Origin of the sequence: Nocardia huaxiensis, from assembly GCF_013744875.1 — a bacterium.
Taxonomy (GTDB): Bacteria; Actinomycetota; Actinomycetes; order Mycobacteriales; family Mycobacteriaceae; genus Nocardia; species Nocardia huaxiensis.
In genome coordinates, this window is sequence record NZ_CP059399.1 from 4,509,545 (window position 1) to 4,531,122 (window position 21,578).

22 protein-coding genes and 1 pseudogene are annotated in these 21,578 nt (G+C 67.9%); 6 read left to right on the forward strand and 17 right to left on the reverse strand.

The window, feature by feature from the left end; translation table 11 throughout:
* Positions 1 to 10 precede the first annotated feature (10 nt).
* On the reverse strand, positions 11 to 829 hold the full coding sequence (locus tag H0264_RS20345; RefSeq protein WP_181579012.1) for a putative protein N(5)-glutamine methyltransferase: 819 nt from the start codon (positions 827 to 829) through the stop codon (positions 11 to 13).
* Positions 830 to 999: 170 nt separating this feature from the next.
* On the opposite strand from H0264_RS20345, the gene H0264_RS20350 reads away from it, so the two are divergent.
* Together H0264_RS20350 and H0264_RS20355 are read left to right on the forward strand one after the other, a co-directional pair.
* On the forward strand, positions 1,000 to 2,136 hold the full coding sequence (locus tag H0264_RS20350; protein WP_181579013.1) for an agmatine deiminase family protein: 1,137 nt from the start codon (positions 1,000 to 1,002) through the stop codon (positions 2,134 to 2,136).
* An 18-nt stretch (positions 2,137 to 2,154) separates the two neighbouring features.
* Positions 2,155 to 2,733: a TetR/AcrR family transcriptional regulator gene (locus tag H0264_RS20355; protein WP_181579014.1), complete on the forward strand. Its 579-nt coding sequence runs from the start codon at positions 2,155 to 2,157 to the stop codon at positions 2,731 to 2,733.
* Positions 2,734 to 2,810: 77 nt separating this feature from the next.
* On the opposite strand, the gene H0264_RS20360 is transcribed toward H0264_RS20355, so the two are convergent.
* Entirely contained in the window at positions 2,811 to 3,674 is an 864-nt protein-coding gene (locus tag H0264_RS20360) for a YdcF family protein (RefSeq protein ID WP_181579015.1), read from the reverse strand.
* A gap of 223 nt (positions 3,675 to 3,897) precedes the next feature.
* Between H0264_RS20360 and H0264_RS20365 the strand changes: the two genes are divergently transcribed.
* A complete protein-coding gene (locus H0264_RS20365) occupies positions 3,898 to 4,749 on the forward strand; it encodes a bifunctional 5,10-methylenetetrahydrofolate dehydrogenase/5,10-methenyltetrahydrofolate cyclohydrolase (RefSeq protein WP_181579016.1) in 852 nt (283 codons plus the stop codon).
* A gap of 203 nt (positions 4,750 to 4,952) precedes the next feature.
* Here the strand turns inward: H0264_RS20365 and H0264_RS20370 are convergent, their stop codons facing one another.
* Positions 4,953 to 5,702 carry a L,D-transpeptidase gene (locus H0264_RS20370; RefSeq protein WP_181579017.1) on the reverse strand — a complete coding sequence of 250 codons (750 nt, stop codon included), beginning with the start codon at positions 5,700 to 5,702 and terminating at the stop codon, positions 4,953 to 4,955.
* A 132-nt stretch (positions 5,703 to 5,834) separates the two neighbouring features.
* On the reverse strand, positions 5,835 to 6,485 hold the full coding sequence (locus tag H0264_RS20375) for a cyclodeaminase/cyclohydrolase family protein (RefSeq protein WP_181579018.1): 651 nt from the start codon (positions 6,483 to 6,485) through the stop codon (positions 5,835 to 5,837).
* Between the two features lie 187 nt (positions 6,486 to 6,672).
* Between H0264_RS20375 and H0264_RS20380 the strand changes: the two genes are divergently transcribed.
* On the forward strand, positions 6,673 to 7,713 hold the full coding sequence (locus H0264_RS20380) for an LLM class F420-dependent oxidoreductase (protein ID WP_181579019.1): 1,041 nt from the start codon (positions 6,673 to 6,675) through the stop codon (positions 7,711 to 7,713).
* Positions 7,714 to 7,851: 138 nt separating this feature from the next.
* Here H0264_RS20380 and H0264_RS20385 read toward each other — a convergent pair whose 3' ends face one another.
* From H0264_RS20385 to H0264_RS39335, 11 genes and pseudogenes are all read right to left on the reverse strand, one after another.
* Positions 7,852 to 8,187, reverse strand: a complete 336-nt coding sequence (locus H0264_RS20385) for an STAS domain-containing protein (protein WP_181585696.1) — start codon at positions 8,185 to 8,187, stop codon at positions 7,852 to 7,854.
* A 194-nt stretch (positions 8,188 to 8,381) separates the two neighbouring features.
* The gene (locus H0264_RS20390; RefSeq protein WP_181579020.1) at positions 8,382 to 10,766 is read right to left on the reverse strand and encodes a SpoIIE family protein phosphatase; all 2,385 of its coding nucleotides are present in this window, start codon (positions 10,764 to 10,766) and stop codon (positions 8,382 to 8,384) included.
* A complete protein-coding gene (locus H0264_RS39045; protein WP_276514501.1) occupies positions 10,763 to 10,891 on the reverse strand; it encodes a hypothetical protein in 129 nt (42 codons plus the stop codon). Before H0264_RS39045 ends, H0264_RS20390 begins: the two co-directional genes overlap by 4 nt.
* A gap of 16 nt (positions 10,892 to 10,907) precedes the next feature.
* A complete protein-coding gene (locus tag H0264_RS20395; protein ID WP_181579021.1) occupies positions 10,908 to 11,564 on the reverse strand; it encodes a SpoIIE family protein phosphatase in 657 nt (218 codons plus the stop codon).
* On the reverse strand, positions 11,557 to 11,970 hold the full coding sequence (locus tag H0264_RS20400) for an ATP-binding protein (protein WP_181579022.1): 414 nt from the start codon (positions 11,968 to 11,970) through the stop codon (positions 11,557 to 11,559). Before H0264_RS20400 ends, H0264_RS20395 begins: the two co-directional genes overlap by 8 nt.
* Positions 11,960 to 12,349: an STAS domain-containing protein gene (locus tag H0264_RS20405; RefSeq protein ID WP_181579023.1), complete on the reverse strand. Its 390-nt coding sequence runs from the start codon at positions 12,347 to 12,349 to the stop codon at positions 11,960 to 11,962. The genes H0264_RS20400 and H0264_RS20405 overlap by 11 nt, the downstream gene beginning before the upstream one ends.
* Before the next feature lie 15 nt (positions 12,350 to 12,364).
* Positions 12,365 to 13,258, reverse strand: a complete 894-nt coding sequence (locus H0264_RS20410; protein WP_181579024.1) for an STAS domain-containing protein — start codon at positions 13,256 to 13,258, stop codon at positions 12,365 to 12,367.
* A gap of 193 nt (positions 13,259 to 13,451) precedes the next feature.
* Entirely contained in the window at positions 13,452 to 13,928 is a 477-nt protein-coding gene (locus H0264_RS20415; protein ID WP_181579025.1) for a MarR family winged helix-turn-helix transcriptional regulator, read from the reverse strand.
* A 109-nt stretch (positions 13,929 to 14,037) separates the two neighbouring features.
* Positions 14,038 to 14,223, reverse strand: a complete 186-nt coding sequence (locus tag H0264_RS20420; RefSeq protein WP_181579026.1) for a hypothetical protein — start codon at positions 14,221 to 14,223, stop codon at positions 14,038 to 14,040.
* Between the two features lie 23 nt (positions 14,224 to 14,246).
* Positions 14,247 to 14,864, reverse strand: coding sequence for a DUF5753 domain-containing protein (locus H0264_RS20425; RefSeq protein ID WP_231085995.1), 618 nt, complete (start codon positions 14,862 to 14,864; stop codon positions 14,247 to 14,249).
* A gap of 90 nt (positions 14,865 to 14,954) precedes the next feature.
* A pseudogene (locus tag H0264_RS39335) lies at positions 14,955 to 15,146 on the reverse strand (helix-turn-helix domain-containing protein); the annotation flags it as partial.
* Positions 15,147 to 15,439: 293 nt separating this feature from the next.
* Here H0264_RS39335 and H0264_RS20430 point away from each other — a divergent pair.
* Both H0264_RS20430 and H0264_RS20435 read left to right on the forward strand, forming a co-directional pair.
* On the forward strand, positions 15,440 to 17,116 hold the full coding sequence (locus H0264_RS20430; protein WP_181579028.1) for a fumarate hydratase: 1,677 nt from the start codon (positions 15,440 to 15,442) through the stop codon (positions 17,114 to 17,116).
* Between the two features lie 16 nt (positions 17,117 to 17,132).
* A complete protein-coding gene (locus tag H0264_RS20435) occupies positions 17,133 to 17,783 on the forward strand; it encodes a M15 family metallopeptidase (protein WP_338040085.1) in 651 nt (216 codons plus the stop codon).
* 29 nt (positions 17,784 to 17,812) lie between these two features.
* Here H0264_RS20435 and H0264_RS20440 read toward each other — a convergent pair whose 3' ends face one another.
* Positions 17,813 to 19,276 (reverse strand): serine/threonine-protein kinase, encoded by a 1,464-nt coding sequence (locus tag H0264_RS20440; protein ID WP_181579029.1) that lies wholly within the window; start codon positions 19,274 to 19,276, stop codon positions 17,813 to 17,815.
* 140 nt (positions 19,277 to 19,416) lie between these two features.
* Positions 19,417 to 21,477 carry an MMPL family transporter gene (locus H0264_RS20445; RefSeq protein ID WP_220139798.1) on the reverse strand — a complete coding sequence of 687 codons (2,061 nt, stop codon included), beginning with the start codon at positions 21,475 to 21,477 and terminating at the stop codon, positions 19,417 to 19,419.
* Between the last annotated feature and the right edge of the window lie 101 nt (positions 21,478 to 21,578).

Sequence of the window (21,578 nt, forward strand, 5' to 3'; positions counted from 1 at the left end):
GCGGTCTGATTCACGCCGTGGGCGTATGGGTGCCGATGACCACGGTCGCGCCGAGCTCCTCGTCCTCGGCGATGCGCGGGGTGAGGCCGTGCCGGGCCATGATCTCGGCGGCCCGCGGGGCCTGCTCCTCGCTCTCCTCCACGAGCAGTTGCCCGCCGGGCGCGAGCCACTCGGTGGCCACCGCGGCAATGCGGCGCAGGATGTCGAGGCCGTCCGAACCGCCGTCGAGGGCGCGGCGGGGTTCGTGATCGCGGGCCTCCGGCGGCATGTGCGCGATCTCGGCGGAGGGCACATACGGGGTATTGGCCAGCAGAATGTCCACGCCCGCACGGAGTTCGGCGGGAACCGGGGCGAACAGATCACCCTCGAAGACCCGCGCGCCGAGCGCAGCCAGATTGCGGCGTGCGCAGACCACGGCGGCCGGTTCGACATCAGAGGCGGTGAGCCGCACCGGAATGCCCTGCGCGCGTAGCTCGATCGTCAGAGCCATCCCCAATGCGCCACAGCCGCAGCACATGTCGAGGGCGGTCACGCTCTGTCCCGGCGCGCGGGCCAGGTCGCGGCCGAGTGCCACCGCCTGCTCGACCAGGAAGCCGGTGCGCCGGCGCGGCACGAACACCCCCGGCGCCACCGCCACCCGCAGCCCCCGGAATTCGGCCCAGCCCAGCAGATGCTCCAGCGGGAAACCGGAAATGCGCTGGGCGACAAGGGCCTCCAGTCGCGCGGGATCGGTCGTGGCGGCCAGCAGCAGTGCGGCCTCCTCCTCCGCGAAGACGCACCCGGCCGCGCGCAGCCGGGCAACCAGGGTGTCGATGTCGAGCGAACTCACCGGGCAATTGTGCACGCCGCACGCGCGGCGACCGGCCGTCGTGGGGCCGGGCGTGCGCTGGGTCACGCTGCGGCCACCATTCTTGACTGAAATTTCAGTCAAGAGCTAGGGTCGTGATTGCCGGATGATCGCTCGCTGCTGAAGGCGAGGCCGGGACAAGGGAGTAAGCAATGCGACGGCGCACGTTCGTACAGACGAGCCTGGCTGCGATCGGCAGTTTCCTGCTCGCGGGGTGCGACGACTCGTCGCGGCCGCAGGTCGTGGGCAGCCGCAGCAATGGCAGTTCCGAGGACGACGGGAGAACCTGGATGATGCCCGAGGAAGGGCAACCGCACGCGCGGACCTGGATGGCCTTCGGGGCCAGCGAACGCATCGCCGGTTCCCGTCTGGTCCCGGTCATGCAGCGGAACCTGGCCGACATCGCCATCGCCATCGCGCGCTTCGAACCGGTGTCCATGCTGGTGCGCCCGGGCGAGATGGGTCTGGCGCAGAGCCTCATGGGTGGCTCGAATGTCGAACTGGTCCCCGCCGAGATCGACGATCTGTGGATGCGCGACACCGGGCCGGTCTTCGTCAAGAGCGGCGGAAGCACCATGGCCGGTGTGGATTTCAACTTCAACGGCTGGGGCGGCAAGCAGGAGCATCGCCGCGACGCCGAGGTCGCCCGGATCGTGACCGGTCGCGCCGGGGTGGAGACCCTGGAGACCGATCTCGTGCTCGAGGGCGGCGGCATCGAGGTCGACGGCGAGGGCACCGCGATCATCACCGAGAGCTGCGTGCTCAACAACAACCGCAATCCCGGCTGGCGCAAGGGCGACGTCGAGGAGGAGCTGGCCTACCTGCTCGGCATCGAGAAGGTGATCTGGCTGCCCGGCATCGCCGGCGAGGACATCACCGACGGGCACACCGACTTCTACGCCCGCTTCACCAGCCCGGGTGTGGTGGTCGCCGGACTCGACAACGACCCGGACTCCTACGACTACGACGTCACCCGACGTCACCTCGACATCCTGCACTCGGCCACCGATGTGCACGGGCGTCCGCTGCGGGTCGAGATTCTCGAGGGGCCGTCCACCGTGCGCGAGGACTACGCCGACGACGATTTCGCCGCCGGGTACATCAACTTCTACGTGTGCAACGGCGCGGTCATCGCACCCGAATTCGGTGACCCGCGAACCGATCCCGCCACCAGGGCCGCCCTGCAGCGGCTGTTCCCGGACCGCGAGATCGTGCAGCTGAATATCGACGGTATCGCGGCCGGTGGCGGTGGCATCCACTGCACCACCCAGCAGGAACCCGCCGCCTGACCCCTACTGTGAGGACCTGTGTCGCAGCGTCGTACCCAGATTTTGGAAGCCGCAGTCCGTGTCATCGCCCAAGACGGCGTGCGCGGGCTGCGGGTCGAGAAGCTCGCCGCGGCGGCGGGCGTGTCCACGGCCCTGATCTACTACCACTTCAAGGACCGTGCCGGAATTCTGCACGCGGCGCTCGAACACATCAATCACCGGGCGCAGGAGTACACCGAAGCCGGGTATGCCGGGGGCGAGAGCCCGCGCGAGCAGCTCGAACATTTGCTGTTGCTCGAATTGCAGGACGACGACGAGGCGCGGGTCAACAGCATCGCGTGGGGCGAACTGCGAGCCAGCGCGGTGTTCAATCCCGAACTGCGCGAACCCCTGGACAGCACCACCCGGGCCTGGAACGCCGATATCGAAACCCTCATCGCCCAGGCCCGGGACGAGGGAACCATTGCCGCACAGGTGGATCCGGCGGTCTCGGCCGAACATCTGACGGCGCTGGTGGAAGGACTCAGCGAGCGCTGGCACAGCGGCTCGATCACCCTCGATCGGGCCAAGCAGGTGCTGACGCACGCGCTCGGACTCGAATTCGGAGACCCCCGCTGAATTCTCGGTCCGTGAGACGCGGAAACCGCCGGTGTGCAAGCACATCGGCGGTTTCCACAGTGAAAGCGACTGTGCCGCTAGCGTTCCGTCGGCAGCAGCAGGGTGCGGGTGGCGTCGAGGTAGATGCCGCGCTGACCGCTGCGGGCCGGCGGCGGCAACTGGGAGACCAGCTGCTCCAGTGAGGTGGTCGCGCCCACCACCGGCATCCCGGCCACGATGAAATCGGCGACCGCGCGGCGAATGTGGTTGGGGGAGGTCACCACAATGGCGCTGGTCGCGCCCGCCTCGCGCAGCAGCCGGCTGCCGAACAGCGCGTTCTGCACGGTGGATCCGGCGCGATGATCGGCCACGATGCGGCTGGCCGGAATGCCGCGCCCGATCAGCCAGCCCTCCATGGCCGCCGCCTCGGTAATGCCGTTCTGCGGGTTGCCGCCCGACACCAGAATGGGGGACAGCGGTGAGGCGATGGCCTGCAACCAGGCCGCCTGCAAGCGATTCACCAGTTCGGGGCGCATGCTGCCGTCGGGCAGCAGACCGTACCCGCAGACGGCGATACCGGTCTGCGGCCCGGCAATGGCCGGAATCGGATTCGGCAGGGTGCCGACGGCGGAACCGATGGCGTGGAACACATTTCGCGTCCCGTCCGCCAGCTTCGGATCGACGGCGCTGAGCCGGTTGAGCGCGACCTCGCGGGTGATCAGGTCACCGGAGTAGTCCGACCAGATGGCCTGCAACGACAGCGCTTGCGCGTCGTCGGGGGATTCGGCGAGCAGGGCGCGCAGGTCGGCCAGACCCGCGGCTTCGTCACCGTCGGTGAAATTGTCCTGCGCGGAGTTGTAGAGCGGTCCGGGATCCGCGTGTGCGGCGCCCGGGGCGAAGAGAGTGAGTGCGGCGGCTGCCGCGGCGAGCACGGTGGTGGGGAAACGCCTGGCGATCTGCACTGCTGTCGACACCTTTCTGGGGGTCCCGCATGCTTTGCTGGCTATCTGTGTCCTTTGCTGACAATTGGCTCGGTACCGAATGGGGACACGATACGACTGGACAGCGTTCGTGTCGGGGATTTGCCAAAGTGATTTCACCGGTTTGAACGGGACCGCTGCTGGGAACGCGTGCGCGACGCGCCGCGCGCGGGCGCGAAAGACCCGCCCGATAAGCTGTCACCCCGTGGATACGACTTCGCTTCCCGGCAAGGAACTCGCCGCCGCCATCAATGCCGACACCAAGCAGCGCGCCGCCGCGCTCGCCGAGCAGGGCGCCGCTCCGCGCCTGGCCCTGGTGGTCGCGAACGACGATCCCGCCAGCGCCTGGTACGTGAAGTCGCTCAACCGCGCCGCCGAACGCAATGGAATCACCTGCGAGAACGTCGATCTCGGCGTAGACGCCACCATCGAGCAGATCCGCGCCAAGCTCACCGAGCTCTCCGAGGACGCGTCCGTCGACGCCATCATGCTCCAGACCCCCCTCCCCAAGGGCGTCAACCTCGACGACGTCAGCTCCGCCATCGCGGCCACCAAGGACGTGGACGGCGTCAGCCCCCTCTCCCTCGGCCTCCTCGCCAGCGGTCTGCCCACCTTCCCGCCCGCCACCGCCGAAGCCGTAGTCGAACTGGCCAAGTTCCACGCCATCCCCCTGGCAGGCCGCCACGTGGCGGTCGTCGGCCGCTCCAATATCGTCGGCAAGCCCCTGGCCCAACTCCTCCTCGCCGAAAACGCGACAGTGACGGTCTGCCACTCCCGCACCACCGACCTCCCCGCGGTCACCTCAGCAGCCGACGTGGTCGTAGCCGCGGTAGGCCGCGCCGGCCTCATCAAGGCCGCTCACGTCCGCGACGGCGCCACCGTCATCGACGTGGGCACCAACGAAGACGACAACGGCAACATCACCGGCGACGTAGACGCCCCCTCCGTCACCGGCAAGGCCGCCGCCCTCAGCCCCGTCCCCGGCGGCGTAGGCCCCGTCACCACCGCCCTCCTCATGCGCCACGTCGTCGACGCAGCCCAATCCGCCCGAGCCTGAACAACTTCCAGCCCTGCGGAACGGGCAAGTCTCGTCTTCTGTGCAGCGCTGTCCCGGGGATGGGAGCTGCACCGACCCATCGGGTCGTTCGCTGACGCGTTGGGGTCGTCCGCTCTTGCGGTGGGGCCGGGCTCGGCTCCGCGTGGGGGTTTGGGGGCTCCGCCCCCCAATCTCCTTTTCCCGCTGGGCCAGCGGGTCACCGCTTACCAGTGGAGGGTCACCGGGTCTCCGATGCTGACCTCGTTGTAGAACCACTCGGCGTCAGCGGGGGAGAGGTTGATGCAGCCGTGGCTCACATTGGCATTGCCCTGCGAATCCACCGACCACGGGGCGGAGTGGACGAAGACGCCGCCGGAGGTCAGGCGCTCGGCGAACTCGCCCTGGATCAGGTATCCCTCGGGCGAGTTGCGGGGGATGCCGATCGTGGCGGAGTCGAAGGTGACGTAGCGTTCGCGCGACATCACCGGGAACGTCCCCGACGGCGTCTCCCAGCCGGGTTTGCCGTAGGAGGCGGGCATGGTGCGCACCGGCACGCCGCCGATGAACACCGTGAACGTGTGGTTGGACATGTCGCCGTCGGCGCTCACGCCACCATTGGTTTCGAATTGGGTGTGCAGGCGGCCCGCAGACACCGAGATCGGTGACGAGGCGGGAAGGTATCCGGCCGGAGTCCATTGCAGCTGCCGGTCGTTCACCCAGGAGAAGTGCCCGGTCAACGGGTCGTGGGCGCGGATATCGACAGATTGCTCGGCGCGAGCCCTGTCGGCCACCGGTTCCGCGAACCGCACCGTGACCGGTGCGGTGATGCCGACCTTTTCGCCGGGCCCCGGCGTAATCGCCTGCACCGCCGGGAGACCGGGGGCCACGAGCGCTCCGCTCGCGGCTCCGAACCCCAATGCGGCGGCCGTCGCCACCAAGGCTGCGACGACGAGGAAACGAAGCGCGTTCCGCATGGTTCCATCCCTTCGAGAGGGTGTGGGTCCTGAGTCCTCAGCCTATGACTTGATGATCAGTCCCATCCGGAAATGTTCTCGCTTCGTGACCTACCCGTCGGCGTGGGAACTATGCGTCCCGGTACGTGTCCGCTACTTGGTGATGGCGGCGACGACGTCGTCGTGCAGTGCGTCGGCGCGGGCGATGACCTCGTCGATCTGGGTGAGCACGGGCGCGAACTCGGATTCGGAGCCGCTGCCGAGGGAGGCCACATTGATGGCGATGTTCAGTTGCGAACTGGCCGCGGCGGACCGCGCGCAATCGGCGGCGGCGCCGATGTCGGTGACCACGTTCGGATTCCCGATGGGCAGCAGTTCGGTTGCGAGCGAGACGATTTCGTCGGCCACCGCGACCACGGCGGCCGGCACCCGGGCCGCGCCCAGCAGTGCGGCGGTAATGGCCTCGTTGCGGGCGGCGAGCTGCTCGTCGCCGTCCTTGGGCAGCTTGTAGGCATTGCCGACGGCGGTGAAGGCGGCGGCATCGGCGTCGGCCAGCGTGAGCGACTTCGCCCGCGCGGCATCGGCGGCGGCGATGATGCGCTCGATGACCGGCTGGTGCTCGGCGTCCTTGGCGCGGGTGGTGTAGCGCGCCACCATGGCGACCAGGGCCGCGCCCTGCGCCGCGTGCAGCGCCGCGACCGCGCCGCCGCCGGGGGCGGGCACCTTGGCGGCCAGTTGATCCAGGTACTCCTGCAGTGTCGACTCACCGAAGGTGGTGCTGGCCTGCGCGGTGTCCTGAGTCATGATCGATGGCCTCCCGTGATCGCGTGCGAAGTATGCGGTGTTCGGCGAACACGCTACCGGCTCACCGGCTCTCGATTACCCGCAGGTCCGGTGCGGCACACGCCGATCGGCGGTCGCATCGGTCGCCTCGGACCGCACGCTGCGGCCGCTGCGCGTTGGCGCAGGGCCAGTAGGTAAGGTCCCGGTCATGCGTATCGGATTGTCGATCAACTACACCGACGGCTTCAAAGAGGTGGCCGCCGAGGTCGCGGACCTGGAACGGGCCGGTCTCGACATCGTGTTCGTGCCGGAGGCGTACTCGTTCGACGCTCCCAGCGCGCTGGGCTACCTGGCCGCCAAGACCGAACGGGTGCAGCTGGCTTCGGGCATCATGCAGCTCTACACCCGCACGCCCACGCTGACCGCCATGACGGCCGCGGGCCTGGACTACGTCTCCGACGGCCGCTTCATCCTCGGCCTGGGCGCCTCCGGCCCGCAGGTGATCGAGGGCTTCCACGGCGTCAAGTACGACGCCCCCATCGGCCGCACCCGCGAGGTGCTCGAGATCTGCCGCAAGGTGTGGCGTCGCGAACGCCTGGAGTACCAGGGCAAGCACTACACCGTTCCGCTGCCCGAGGGTGAGGGCACCGGTCTGGGCAAGGCTCTCAAGCTCATCAATCATCCTGTGCGCGAGAACATTCCGGTGTTGCTGGCCGCGCTCGGCCCGAAGAACGTGGAGCTGGCCGCCGAACTCGCCGAGGGCTGGCAGCCCATCTTCTTCCTGCCGGAGAAGGCCGATTCGGTGTGGGGCGAGTCGGTGAAAGCCGGTCTGGCCAAACGTGATCCGAAGCTCGGTGACCTCGAGGTGTATGCCGGTCCGGCGCTGGCCATCGGCGACAATGTCGAGCCGCTGCGCGAATTCGTGAAGCCGCACCTGGCGCTCTACATCGGCGGCATGGGCGCCAAAGGCAAGAACTTCTACCACACCCTGGCCACCAAGTACGGCTACGGCGCGGAGGCCGACCGCATCCAGGAGCTGTTCCTGGCGGGCAAGAAGGAAGAAGCCGCCAAGGCCGTGCCGGACGACCTGGTGCGCGATGTCTGCCTGATCGGCTCGGCCGGCTTCGTGAAGGAGCGGGTGGCGGCCTTCCGCGAGGCCGGCGTCACCGCGCTGAACGTGGTTCCGCTGGCGGGCACCGCCGCCGAGCGGGTGCAGCTCATCGAGCAGCTGCGCGCCATCTGCGACTGAGCGCGAACTGGTCTGAGTACCCTCTTCATTCCGGCGCGCTTTTCGGCCGGAATCCATGCTGTCCGTGTGGATCCCGGCCAAAAGCATGCCGGGATGACGGGGGTCGGCATGCCGGGATGACGGGCTGGCCTGCCGGGGTCAGTTGGCTTGCAGGGCAGCTATGGCGTCGTCCAGCGCGGCGTGCAGGCTGAAGACCTGGTCCAGGTTGGTCATCTTGAGCTGGCGGCTGGTGGCGGGGCCATCGGCCACGACGGCGATCTTGGTGCCGCCGGCCCGCTGATGGGCCGCGACCAGGGCCGCCATTCCCGCCGAGGCGAGGAAGCTGACCTTGGACAGGTCGATGACGAAGGCCGCGGGTTGGCCGCTGAGCACCGCATCGATCGCATTCTCCAGCGCGGGGGCGGTGGCCAGATCGACCTCGCCGCTGACGCCGAGCACCGTGACACCGTCGGACACCGTGACCGTGGTGGTCATGGCGTCGGCGAGGGGGTACGCGTCTCCGGAAGTGTTGGTCACATCAGAACAATCTGCCACGATCCGTCCCTTCTCGCTGCATCCTCGGCCAATCCGGTCTCGCGACGGTCTCGGCTGCTTTCATGAAAACACCAGGTACCGTTGCGTTTCCGGACAATATGAAAGTTTCATGTCGATATCTTGCGGCGGGTCGGCTACATGCGGGTGGCCGCCGAGAAGGTGACCGCGGGCAGCCGCACCGACATGCGCACCCGGGTGCCGGGGCCGACGTGGTCGATATCGAGCTGGTCGGTGAGCGCCCGCATCATGGCGATGCCGCGCCCGCGATGCCCGGGATCGACCGGTAGCGGCCGCCAGATGCCCGCGTCGGAGACCTCGATGGTGAGGGTGTCCAGATCGCAGGAGGCGCTCAGGACGACCTGTCCGCGATCACTCTGCAGATACGCGTGCTCGATGCTGTTGGTGCAGGCCTCGTTGGCGGCTGCGATGAGGTCGATGGCCATATCGTGCGGCACCGCCGCGCCCGCCAGCCAGGAGCGCAGTTCCCGGCGGATGCGGGACAGCTGCTGGGCCTCGGCGCGCACCTCGACCCGCAGCGGGCCGGGCGGTTGCCGGTAGACCACCATGGCGACATCGTCGTCGTAGCCGCCCTCGGGTCGCAGCCGCGACAGCACCGCGTCGGCGACCTCGCGCGGCAATTGCCCTGCCATGCCGGACAATTCGTCGGCCAGCTCGATGAATCGCTCATTGATGTCGACGCCGCGCTGCTCGACCAGGCCGTCGGTGAACAGCACCAACGTGGAGCCGGGCGCCATGGCGGTGGTGGCCTCCGGGCGGCGTGGCAGTTCGAAGGTGGCCAGCGGCACCGCGCGCCCGCCTTCCAGCAATCTGCCCTGTTTCCCGGGCTCGGCGAGAATGGGCGGCATGTGCCCGGCGCTGGAGTAGCGCACCAGCCCGCGCACGGGATCCAGGATGGCCGCGCACACGGTGGTGCACATGGCTCCCGGAATCCGCGCCGCGACCGTGTCCAGTTCGGCGAGCAGCTGGGCGGGTCCGGCGCCGCGCAGCAGCAATGCCCGTGCGGCGGTACGCAATTGGCCCATGACCACGGCGGCCGAGAGCCCGCGCCCGACGCAGTCGCCGACCACCACGCCGATGGTGCCATTGGCCAGCCGCACCACGTCGTACCAGTCGCCGCCGATCTCCAGGGGCGGCAGCGCCGGTTCGTAGTGCACCGAGAACCGCGGCGGCAGTTCGATGGGACCGAGCATGGCGCGCTGCAGGGTCAGGGAGGTCGAGCGCGCCTGATCGAAATTGCGCGCCCGCTGCACGGCCAGGCTCAAATGCCCGACCAGCAGGGAGAACAGCGCCCAGTCGCCGGGGGTGATGGCGCGCGGCGCGGCGAAGCGCAGCCACAGCGCCGAATCCCCGGCCTCGCCCAGCGGCGCGACAATGCCCTCGGAGCTCGAATCCCCTTCGGGGATGGCGAACATGGTGCGTCCGGGCCGCAGTCGCGCGCGATCCAGCAGCGCGCGAGCGCGCGCGTCGAGCACCTGCCGGGTCTCCGCGCCCGCCGGGATGCCCGATGCCCCGCCGTGCACGCTGGCCGGTCCGGTCGCGGATTGCCGTGTGCGCCTGATGGGTTCGGTGTAGGCGGTGTCGTCATCCGAACGGCGGGAACCGGTTTCGTGATGCACCGGTTCGAACCAGACCTCGTCCGGTTTCGGGATGTCCTCGGAGACATACAGTTCCGGCCCGGTGTGCCGGTTCGGCCACACCGAGACCACGGCCGCCTCCGCCCCGACCGCGCGCCGCAGCTCCTCGAGCCCGACGGTGAGCACCTCCACCACGCTGGTGGCCGCGCCGACGGCGGTGGCCAGCCGCGAGACCGCCTGATCCCGCGCCTGCGCATCGTGTTCGGCGGTGACGTCGCGGATGGTGCCGACGAAAATGCGTTCGCCGTTCTCGGGTTTCACCAGTGAGCTGGTGCTGACCGCGAGCCACAGCTGCCGGCCGTCGCGATGGCGGATGGGCATGACGAAGCGCGCGGCATCGGTGCCCAGTTCCGGATAGCGCGGCGCTTCGGGGAGGGTCCAGGGGTGCGGCAGCGCGTACGGGACACCATCGGGGCCGTAGCCGGTGAGCGCCCCGAATGCCGAGTTCACCTCGACGAGCGTGCCCGCCGCGTCGACGACGAAGAATCCGTCCTGCAGCGATTCGACCAGCGCGGTGCGGAAGGCGTCGCGGCCCGCGAGATCGTCTGCGCGCGAACGTTGTTGCTCGTACCGGCGGGTGCCGTCGAGGAAGCCGCGAGTGGCCACATCCAGCGCGGCCATGGTCTGCAGCAGGAATTCCAGCGCCGCCTCGGAGCGGTCGGTGCTGCCGGGGGAGGGGTGCAGCCCCTCCCATTCCAGAATCCGGAAGTGGTGCTCGGTCAGATCCAGAATGCTGACGCCCTCGACGAGCGCCCGCCGCCCCAGCTCGTACCCTTCGGCCAGGGTGTTCTGATTCGGCGAGTGCAGGTGCGCCCGCAGCGCGGCGGTGTACGCCTCGCGGAAGGCCGCCAGCACCGCGCTCATGCCGTGCCCTCCCCGTACCCGCGCCGAATGGTGTGCGCCGCATCGGTATTGCGGACGGCGCGGGGTCGCGCCTCCGGGCCGTTGCTGCCGGAGCCCTCGTCATTGAGGACGAACCGGAGGTTCATGCCAAGCCCCAGCCCTTCATGCCGGATCCGAATGTGCGGGTAGCGCATGGGAACTGGAGTGCCCACGATGACGGGCCGCCAAAACAAGAGCGTCGTCGGTGTCCTTGGCGTGCTTGGCCAGAATGTCCGCCGTGATCTCGGAGGTCGGTTTGGCCAGGTCGATGCCGTCGGCGAAATCGCTGGTGATGCCGTCGGTCGACATGAGCAGCAGATCACCCGGCCGCACCGGCACCGTCTGCGGTTGCAGATTGGGCGGCAGCAGGTAGCCGACGATGCCGCCGGACAGCAGGGCGGCCGACCGCACGGCAGGCTTGCCGGGGGCCGCGGCCACCACGCGGGAGTCCACATTGCCGACGCCGAGCCAGTGCAGTTTCTCGCCGGAGTCGAAGAGCGCCAGGGTGACTGCCGCACCGCGGGTGTCGGCCATGGCGCGATGACACAGCAGGATCAGCACATCCAGGGGTTCGGCGCGGTTCTCCGAAAGCACCTGCGCCGCACGGTCGGACGCGTCGGCGGCGGCGGCCCCGTGGCCGAGTCCGTCCAGCACCGCGAACAGCACCGAGCCCCCGCCCGCGTCAAGAATGACCGATCGGTCGCCCGACACGCGCTGCCCGGGTAGCGCGCGTCCGGCCACGGCCCATTCGACCGCGCCGATGTATCCGTCCTCACGCACTGGCGGGCACCCACTTCCACATTTCGACGAGTGTGCCGTGGCCCGGCGTGGATTTGATGATGAGGCCGTCCATGAGGCGGCGTGCGCCGGGCAGGCCCAATCCGAGGCCGCGTCCGGTGGAGTAGCCGTCTTCGAGTGCCCGGTCGATGTCGAGGATTCCGGGGCCCTGATCCTGGGCCTGCACCACCATGGAGCGGCGGCCCTCGCGGTCCTGGATCATGAGCCGGATCTCCCCGGTGCCCGCGTAACTCGTGATATTGCGTGCCACTTCGGAAATGGCGGTGGCGATCATGGTGCGATCGGACAGCGAGAAACCGAGTTTGGCTGCCAACTCGAGCCCCGCCTGCCGTGCGGTCACGATGTCATTGGACACCTTCACCGCGATCACCACGTTCTCAGCGGCCACGATCACGACCGTCTCGTCGACTGCGGTCGGGGACTTGCCGGTTGAGCCAGGCCAATCCTTCCTCGAGATCGAGGGCGGTGTGCATGTCCTCGAAGGTCAGACCGAGTTGGACCATGGCGAACGCGACTTCGGGTTGCAGGCCCACGATGACCGTTTCCGCGCCGCGCAGCTTGGTCATGTGGGCGATGGTACGCAGCGATCTGGCGGCGAAGGAGTCCATTACGTCGATTGCCGTGAGGTCCACGACAATTCCCTGCGCGCGGTACTTGCTGACGTACTTCATCAGATCGTCCTGCAAGCGTTCGGTATCGGCGTCGGTGAGCGCTGCCTGCACCGACGCGATGAGATAGGTGCCCTGTTTGAGGATGGGTACCGGCATCAGCCCTGCCCCGGCTTACCTTCCGTCGCGGTCGGTGACACGCGACACCTCGTAGCCGAGCAGTCGCTCCGCCTCTTCGATACCACCCTGGAGGTCACCGACGGCGTTCATCTTGGACAGGTCCAGGCCGATGGTGACGAGGGTGAGGGCGATCTCGGAGGACAGGCCGGTGATGATGACGCTGGCGCCCATGAGGCCGGACGCGTCGACGGTCTGCACCAGGTGGTTGGCCACGGTGGAGTCGATGGCCGGCACACCGGTGATGTCGATGACGACGACCTTGGCGCGGTTGGCGCGAATGGCGCGCAGCAACTGTTCGGTGAGCTGCCGGGCGCGTTGCGAATCCAGCACGCCGATGATGGGGAGGATCAGCAGCTGCTCGCGCACCTGGAGCACGGGCGTCGACAGCTCGCGAATCGCCTCCTGCTGCTGGCGGATAACGCGCTCGCGTTCCTGAACGAACGACACGCCTACGGTATTCGCGATGCGGTTGGCGGCGGGTTCGTAGGCGTCCAGAACCTGGTTCAGCAGTTCGAAATTCGTCTGGTACTTCTCGAACAGCGAGCGCGCCAGCACATCTCGGAGGAGGAGCACGATGCCGAGGACCTCGTCGGTCTCGACGCCTCGGGGGATGATGCGTTCGGACAGGTCGCGGGCGTAGGCCTGCAGGGCTTCGACGCTACCGGTTTCGAGCACCTCGACGTAGTTGTCGAAGATCGAGGTGGCTTCGGAGAAGATTTCCTCCGGGGTCATGGCGGTCAGGAGCTGGGCGTCGGTAATGCGACGGGCCCATTCCTCGCGCAGTTCGGTGCGATTCTGCCGCAGGTGCTCGACCAGCTGCGGGAGCAGATTGTCGAGGTTGCCCGCGGGCAGCGCATCTCGCGAGAGGCCGATTGACACGTCGGACATGGAAACTCCTGCCCCTTTCGCTAAGGCCAGGTCGGGTGCTCACTTCTGTGGCCGGCTTCCGGAACGCCCGAAGTAGCCGACCGTGTGCTCGGTGCCGACCGCCGTCGCAAGCCGGTCCCGAGCCTAGTCTTACCCAGTACCCGATGTCTGCCAAACCAAACGCCGGTGCGATGAGATTTCAAATGAGATTGCATCAGGTGGGATTTCGGGTCGCCGGTCTTCGGTGATGCGCCAGCAAGGTGTCGTAGATGTCGGCCAGCGCCGCCAGCTGCCCCCGATCGAGCACGTCGATCATGTGCCTGCGCACGCTGTCCACATGCATGGGCGCCGCCCCCGCTAGCACCTGTTCCCCCTTGTCGGTGAGACATGCGGCGGTGCGCCGGGCATCGTCGGGCACGGACTCCCGCGCGACCAGTCCGCGCTTCTCCATCCGGGTGATCTGGTGCGAGAGCCGGCTCTGCGACCACTCCAGCACCGAGGCGAGTTCGGCGAAGCTGCGCCGATGGTCGGGAGCGTCCGCGAGCCGCGCCAGCACGGTGTATTCGACATAGGTGAGGTTGGATTCGCGCAGAGAATCACGTCCGACCGCGGCGGCGATGAGGTCGCGGGTGAATACGAATCCCAGCCACGCACGCGTCTCGACATCGTCGAGCCAACGGGGTTCGGTCACGGTTCCACTCCCGGGTTCTGCTGCCATGCTAGTTCCTCCCCGCCGCCGACAAGCACATCCTCACAGGTAACACCCCGTGGGTTGAAGGTGCAACCTGTACCTCTTCGACTCATCGGTCCCGCGGACCGTTCCAGATTCGCAGCGTGCTCACGATCACACCACCCGTCGCGGTCAGCACGGCCGCACCGGCCTGACCGAAAATGACCAGTACGACGATGGCGCTCACGACCACCACGAGAGCGCACAGATCGATCCATCGCCGGGGTCCGGGACGATCGGTCGCGCGTTGCGGCATGAGAATTCCTCCTGCATCAGTGTTTACGAACCGAGCACGGTGTGTCGCAGCGCGGTGAGGTGTGCGATGGATTCGGTGGGTCGCATCGCCAGGCATGCGAGTGGCACGAAAGTCTCGCGGTAGCGCTCGGTTTCGTGGGGCTGGTCGTGGCAATGCGTGCCCGTCAGTAGTCGAACGCACGCCAGATCGGGAAGGCGGCGGTCCTGAAAGCGGAAGTAAGTGAACGAGTGATCGATCTGGGCCGGTCCGCAGCTGCCGTGGGTCAGAATCTGGACGACGATGTTCGGGCGCTGGGCCACGCGGATGAGATGGTCGAGTTGTTCGCCCCACACCGTGGATTCGACGATCGGTCGCAGGAGGGCAGCCTCCTCGATCAGTATCCACAGCGTGGGGCCGTCCTTCGCCAGAATGGACCGCTGCGTTCGTAGTCGAGTGTCGATCTCCTGCTCGACGTCGATGCCGGATCGGTCGCTGTGGGTTCCGGACAGGGTCGCGCGGGCGTATGCGCGGGTTTGCAGAAGATCGGGGATCACGCTGTTGGCGTACCGGCGGATCTGCTGGGGGCGGGCCAGATCGAGCAGCGATTGCAACCCGGCGACCTGTGCGGCGCCGCAGGTGTCCGGCCACCATGAATGGCTCACGCGCTCTGCCCATGCCAGGTATCGCGGATGATCGCGGTCCGGAACTCGGTACAGGTGGAGGAGTTTGCGGACGTCGCCGTCCTGCCAGCCGAGCTGTCCGGATTCGAGCTTGCTGATCTTGGAATGATCGAAGTGGATGACTTCGCTCGCGTGTCGCTGTGTTATTCCCTGCGCTTCTCGAAGTCTGCGGAATTCTCCGCCGAGGATTGCTGGCAAAGCCCTTGGCTTGCTGGACTTTTGGAGCGGTATCGGCGGTGTGATCCGGCTTCGTGGGTTGTTCACGGGGGTGAGTCTGGCACGTTGCCGGTGCCCTCCGGAATAGTTTTCATGCGTGCAAATGCAATTGCAAATGCGATGTCGTTTACGTGAAAAGAGAATGATCCGACATATAAATGGTGACTGGTCGGTTTCTGGGATGTGGAGATGCCCTGCACCCTCGATGCGAGCGGTCCCGGCGGGATGTGAGCGTGCCCTTAGGTCTGCCTGGTCTCAGGAGACTGCGCGGCGGTCGATAGAGTCACTCTGCTTGAACCGTTGGCTGACCAGCCCCCAGCCCTGCTCGAGGAGTGCGAAACGTGTCCGCGCCTGACTTTCTGTATTCGGACCTGCTGCCCACCGGTGCCGATGACACGCCCTACCGGCTGATCACCACCGAGGGTGTCAGCACGTTCGAGGCGAACGGGCGGACCTTTCTGCAGGTCGAGCCCGAGGCGCTGCGGCTGCTGACCGCGGAGGCGATGCACGACATCAGCCACTACCTGCGGCCGGCGCATCTGGCGCAGCTGCGGAAGATCATCGACGATCCGGAGTCGAGCGGCAACGACCGGTTCGTGGCGCTGGATCTGCTGAAGAACGTGAACATCTCGGCGGGTGGGATCCTGCCGATGTGCCAGGACACCGGCACGGCCATCGTCATGGGCAAGAAGTCCGAGGGTGTGCTCACCGGTGTCGATGACGCCGAGTGGATTTCGCGCGGTGTGTTCGATGCCTACACCAAGCTGAACCTGCGGTACTCGCAGCTGGCGCCGGTGACCATGTGGGACGAGAAGAACACCGGGAACAATCTGCCGGCGCAGATCGAGTTGTACTCCGACGCGGGCGATCCCGCGCATCCGGCGTACAAGTTCCTGTTCATGGCCAAGGGTGGCGGGTCGGCCAACAAGTCGTTCCTGTACCAGGAGACCAAGGCGATCCTGAACCCGGATCGCATGCTGGAGTTCCTGGACGAGAAGATCCGCTCGCTGGGCACCGCGGCCTGCCCGCCGTATCACCTGGCGGTCGTGATCGGCGGCACCAGTGCCGAATTCGCTTTGAAGACAGCGAAATACGCCTCGGCGCACTACCTGGACAATATGCCGACCGAGGGTTCCATGGCCGCGCACGGCTTCCGGGATCTGGAGCTCGAGGAGCAGGTGTTCAAGCTCACCCAGGAGTTCGGCATCGGGGCGCAGTTCGGCGGCAAGTACTTCTGCCACGATGTGCGCGTCATCCGCCTGCCCCGGCACGGCGCGAGCTGCCCGGTGGCCATCGCGGTGTCGTGCTCGGCCGACCGGCAGGCGCGCGCCAAGATCACCCCGGAGGGCATCTTCCTGGAGCAGCTCGAGCGCGAGCCCGCCCAGTACCTGCCCGAGCAGACCGACGAGATCCTCGGCGGCGACGTGGTGAAGATCGATCTCAACCGGCCCATGTCCGAGATCCGTGCGGAGTTGTCGAAATACCCGGTGAAGACCCGGCTTTCGCTGTCCGGCCCGCTGGTCGTGGCCCGCGACATCGCGCACGCCAAGATCAAGGACCTGCTGGACGCGGGCGAGCCCATGCCGCAGTACCTGCGCGATATGGCCGTCTACTACGCCGGTCCCGCCAAAACCCCGGACGGCTACGCCTCGGGTTCCTTCGGCCCCACCACCGCGGGCCGCATGGACTCCTATGTCGACCAGTTCCAGGCCGCGGGCGGCTCGTTCGTCATGCTGGCCAAGGGCAATCGCTCGGCGCAGGTGACCAAGGCGTGCAAGGAGCACGGCGGCTTCTACCTCGGCTCCATCGGCGGACCCGCCGCGCGACTCGCCCTGGACTGCATCAAGTCCGTCGAAGTTCTCGAATACCCTGAACTCGGCATGGAAGCGGTGTGGAAGATCGAGGTCGAGGACTTCCCGGCCTTCATCGTCGTCGACGACAAGGGCAACGACTTCTTCGCCGAGACCCAGAAGCCGATCGCGCTGCGCGTGCGCACGCGGTCGAAGGAACGAGTCTGAGCCGGAAGGGTATTCGATGCGTGTGCAACGCCGGGCGGCCGCGATCATGCTGGCCGCGAGTGCGGGTCTGACCGGAGCGGTACTGCCCGCCACCCTCGCCGCACCGGCGGCGCACGCGACACCCGAAGGCGCTCCGGCGGTGCCCGGCATCGGGGTGATTCCGGCCGCCACCGCCATCGCCGACACCGACGGGCTGGATCCGGCGCTGGCCGCGGCGTATTCGTCGGCCGCGGCGGCCGCGCAGGCCGAAGGCGTGTCCATGTACATCAACTCCGGATACCGCTCGCCGGGGGAGCAGCAGGTGCTGTGGGAGCAGGGATTGGCCACCTACGGCAGTCCCGACGAAACCCGCAAATGGGTGCTGCCGCCGGAGGAATCGACCCACGTCTCGGGCAAGGCCATCGATGTGGGGCCGCGTTCGGGCGCGCAGTGGCTGGAGGACAACGGCTACCGCTGGGGCCTGTGCCGCACCTTCGACAATGAGTGGTGGCATTTCGAGCGGGTCGGGGCGCCGGGTGCGGCGTGCCCGGCGCGGGTGCCCGACGCCAGTCAGCGCGGTGTGCCCGCACCGCAGCCGGACAATCGCACTGTCGTTGTGCCGCCGGGACTTCCGCCCGAACTGCAGGCGCTGCTCGAGCAGCTGCTCAGCGGCGGCAGCGTGCGCTGACGGACCGCCGGTGCGTGCGGCTTCGCGGGTCAGTTGTTGCGGCCGCGCGGGCGACGCCCGTGGCGGTGCGGTTCCAGCTCCTCGAGGGCGCTGGTGGCCGGTTTGTGCCCGGCCTCAGCGGATTTCAGGTACACGCGCTTGGCCTCATCGGTGCGGCCGAGTGACTTCCATTGGTCTCCGAGGGCTTTGAGAGCCACCTTGTCGCCGTCCTGTTCGACCTCGCGGTAGAGGATCTCGGCGCGATAGTCGCCCTGGGCCTCGTACACCGCTGCGAGATAGACCTTTCCGATGATGTGGCCGTGATCGATGTACCGGCGATACCAGTACGCGGCCTGGCCCAGATCGCCGCTCTTCATGAACATGTCGCCGAGGGTCAGCATGGATACGGTCTCCCCGCTCTCGGCGGCCTTGCGATACCAGCGCTCGGCTTCGCCGCGCGCACCGCGATTCTCGAGCGCGCGGGCCAGGAAGTACATGGACAGCGCGTCCTCGGTGTCGGCGGCCTGGCGGAGCAGTCGTTCGGCTTCACCGCGGTCGCCGCGCCGCTGCTGCTCGCGGGCCTGCGCCAGCAGCCGGTTGACCTCCCCGCGCCGGCGCGCGGCGCTGCTGGACCGCGAATTCTTGCCTGACGTGGCGGACTTCTGCACGGGCGCAGTGGATTTCGCGGTGCGGTGCGGTCGCGCGGCGAGCAACTGCGTGGCGGCGGGGATGGACGGCCGCGCGCCGGGCTCCCGGTCCATGAGCCGGGTGATGAGTTCGGCGAGCTGCCCCGCTCGCGCCGGGGCGGGCGCGCTGCTGAAGATCACCGCCTTCATGGTCCCCTGAATGGTGTTGCGGCGGAACGGGGATACGCCCTCCACCGCGTGATAGAGCGTGACGCCGAGCGAGTACAGGTCCCCGGCCGGGGTGTCGTCACCGTCGATGCGTTCGGGCGCCATGTACTCGAAGGAACCGATGATGCTGTCCTTGGCGGTGAGCGTGTGATCCGAATGATGCCGGGCGGTACCGAAATCCGTGAGCAGCACCTCACCCGCACCGGTGAGCAGAATATTGCCGGGTTTGATATCGCGGTGCACGATACCCAGTTCGTGTGCCGCGCGTAGCGCCTCCAGCAGCGCCGCGGCGACCCCGGTGGCCTCCTCGACGCTCACCGGCCCGTCGGCGTCGAGTCGCTGTTTGAGTGAGCGTCCCGTCACCAGCCCCATGACGATCCACGGCACACCGCTCTCGGTGACGACATCGTGAACCGACACGATATTCGGATGATGGCGCAGCCGTGCGGCATTGCGAGCCTCACGTTCGGCGCGGGCGACCCGTTCGGCGTGCTGCTCCGCCGATTCGGACTGCGGCAGCAGCACCTCCTTGACGGCCACGTCCACGCGCAGCTGCTCGTCATGGGCCCGCCAGACCGTCCCGAAGCCTCCACTCCCCAGCTGCTCGATCAAGCGATACCGTCCGGCGAGTATCCACCCCGGCCGCCTCTGCCCCGACATGCAGGCTCCCAACGGTTCTCCCTGTCCCGGCGACTTTCGGAACGAGTCAACGGTACTCGAAGCGGTCGGGTGCGGGCTCCGGGTGGTGATCGCACGCCCACTGATGCGGCCCCCGCGCGGGCAGGGGCCGCATCAGGTGGTCAGATCCGTGCCGGTTCCGGTGCGGGTTCGACCGGCTCGGGCGGTTGCGCGGCCCGCCGCGACAGCGCGGAGGGCCACCACACCCGGTCACCCGCGAGCAGCGTGAGCGCGGGCACCAGGATCGACCGCACCAGCAACGTGTCGAGCAGTACGCCGAAGGCGACCGTGAACCCGATCTGCGCCAGGGACACCAGCGGCAGTGTCACCAGTACGGCGAAGGTGGCGGCGAGGACGATGCCCGCCGAGGTGATCACGCCGCCGGTCACCGACAGGCTGCGCAGGATGCCGGCGCGGGTGCCGGCCTGCAGCGCTTCCTCGCGGGCGCGGCTCATGAGGAAGATGTTGTAGTCCACGCCGAGCGCGACCAGGAACAGGAAGGCCAGCAGTACCAGGCCGGGGTCCAGGCCGTTGAAGGCGAAGACGTGCTCGAACAGGAAAATGCTTGCGCCCAGGGCGGATCCGAAGGACAGCACCACGGTCAGCACCAGTCCGATCGGGGCGGCCAGGGAGCGCAGCAGCAACCCGAGCACGGCGGTGACGACCAGCAGCACCAGCGGCAGCACCACGGTGCGGTCGCGGGATGACGCCTCGGCGATATCGAGTTCGGCCGCGCTGGGGCCGCCGACAACCGTGCCGGGAGCCACCTGTGCGAGACCGGTGCGCAGCCGTTCGATGGTGGCGTGCTCGCCGGCCGAATCGGCGGGGTCCACCGGAATCGCGGTGATCTCACCGAATTCCGGTCCGGTGCGGCCCAATTCGGCCGCGCCGATCCCGGGATCGGCTTCGATCGCGCGCAGTACCGCGTCGCGGGATTCATTGCGCGCCATGACCGTCAGCGGTGTGCCGGCGCGCTCCGGGAAGTGCTCGGTCAGCACCGCCTGTCCCGCAACCGATTCCGGAGTCCGCACGAACTGATCCGCCCGCGACAGGGCCGCAGTGTTGCCGAGCAGGCCCAGGGTGAGCAGCCCCAGCACCACGATCGAGGAGGCGGCCGCGGCGATCGGCCGGCGAGCGATGGTCGCCCCCACTCGATCCCAGACCCCGGTGTGCGCGATCGCCACGGTGTCCACGCGCGGGATACGCGGCCAGAAGATCCAGCGCCCGCACACCACCAGCAGTGCCGGGAACAGCGTCACCATGACCGCCAGCGTGCACACGATGCCCGCCGCACCCACCGGCCCCATCCCGGCGGCATTATTCATATCCGCGGCCAGCAGGCAGAGCAGGCCGATGCTCACGGTGGCGGCCGACGCGGCGATGGCCGGGACCGAATTGCGCAGCGCCGCCAGCATGGCCGTGCCGACATTCGAATGGTGATGCAGCTCTTCGCGATAGCGCGCCACGATGAGCAGCGCGTAGTCGGTGCCGACGCCGAACACCAGAATGGTGAGCACCGCCGCGCTCTGATCGTTGACGGTGATGTCGAAGGCTTTCACCAGGCCGTACACCGCCGCCATGGACGCGATATTCGCCCCCGCCACCGAGATGAGCGGGATGAGCCACAGCAGCGGACTGCGGTAGGTGAGCAGCAGAATGACCGCCACCACCAGCACCGTCGCCAGCAGCAGCTGTTCGTCGATGCCCTCGAACGCGCCCTCGAAATCGGCTTGCAGGCCGCCGGGTCCGGTGACCTGCACCGACAGCCCGTCCGGGTGCTCGGTGAGCCGGGAGCGGAAGTCCTCGATGTATTCGGCTGCCTCACCGTGTGATTGGTCCACGAGCACCGGGTACATGAGCGCTTTTCCGTCGGCGGAGGCGAGTGGCCGGTCCGGGCCGGCGCCGTTGCCGTATGCGGCCGTCAAGGTGTCGAATTGCTGTGTGGCCGTGGCTTTGTCGGCATCGGTGAGCCCGGAGTCGCGCTCGTACACCACGATGAACACATTCGATGTCCCGCCTGGCAGCAATGCCTCCAGTTCGGCCACCATGGTCGATTGGGCGGACGCGGGCAGGTAGTCGGTTTCCTTGTCGGACTTCACATCATCGAGCGATCCGGCCCACGGTGTGAGCGCGGCCAGCACCGCGATCCACAGGCCGATCAGCAGCCAAGCTCTTCGTTTCACCTTCCTGTCTCCCCTCGGAACGGGCGATCCCGGTAAGCCTCGCGAGATCCGGCGGCGATTGCGTCCGCCCGGGGAGGGCTGTTCGGCGTACTCCGCGCGGA

What these genes read in the sequence shown, in the direction of transcription:
- H0264_RS20440 (WP_181579029.1), bottom strand. Translation starts at nt 19,276, where the DNA reads ATGTCGGGGCAGAGGCGGCCGGGGTGGATACTCGCCGGACGGTATCGC.
- H0264_RS20405 (WP_181579023.1), bottom strand. Translation starts at nt 12,349, where the DNA reads ATGCCGGTACCCATCCTCAAACAGGGCACCTATCTCATCGCGTCGGTG.
- H0264_RS20380 (WP_181579019.1), top strand. Translation starts at nt 6,673, where the DNA reads ATGCGTATCGGATTGTCGATCAACTACACCGACGGCTTCAAAGAGGTG.
- H0264_RS20420 (WP_181579026.1), bottom strand. Translation starts at nt 14,223, where the DNA reads ATGCCGCAACGCGCGACCGATCGTCCCGGACCCCGGCGATGGATCGAT.
- H0264_RS20375 (WP_181579018.1), bottom strand. Translation starts at nt 6,485, where the DNA reads ATGACTCAGGACACCGCGCAGGCCAGCACCACCTTCGGTGAGTCGACA.
- H0264_RS39045 (WP_276514501.1), bottom strand. Translation starts at nt 10,891, where the DNA reads ATGAACCTCCGGTTCGTCCTCAATGACGAGGGCTCCGGCAGCAACGGC.
- H0264_RS20370 (WP_181579017.1), bottom strand. Translation starts at nt 5,702, where the DNA reads ATGCGGAACGCGCTTCGTTTCCTCGTCGTCGCAGCCTTGGTGGCGACG.
- H0264_RS20390 (WP_181579020.1), bottom strand. Translation starts at nt 10,766, where the DNA reads ATGAGCGCGGTGCTGGCGGCCTTCCGCGAGGCGTACACCGCCGCGCTG.
- H0264_RS20385 (WP_181585696.1), bottom strand. Translation starts at nt 8,187, where the DNA reads ATGACCACCACGGTCACGGTGTCCGACGGTGTCACGGTGCTCGGCGTC.
- H0264_RS20410 (WP_181579024.1), bottom strand. Translation starts at nt 13,258, where the DNA reads ATGTCCGACGTGTCAATCGGCCTCTCGCGAGATGCGCTGCCCGCGGGC.
- H0264_RS20350 (WP_181579013.1), top strand. Translation starts at nt 1,000, where the DNA reads ATGCGACGGCGCACGTTCGTACAGACGAGCCTGGCTGCGATCGGCAGT.
- H0264_RS20435 (WP_338040085.1), top strand. Translation starts at nt 17,133, where the DNA reads ATGCGTGTGCAACGCCGGGCGGCCGCGATCATGCTGGCCGCGAGTGCG.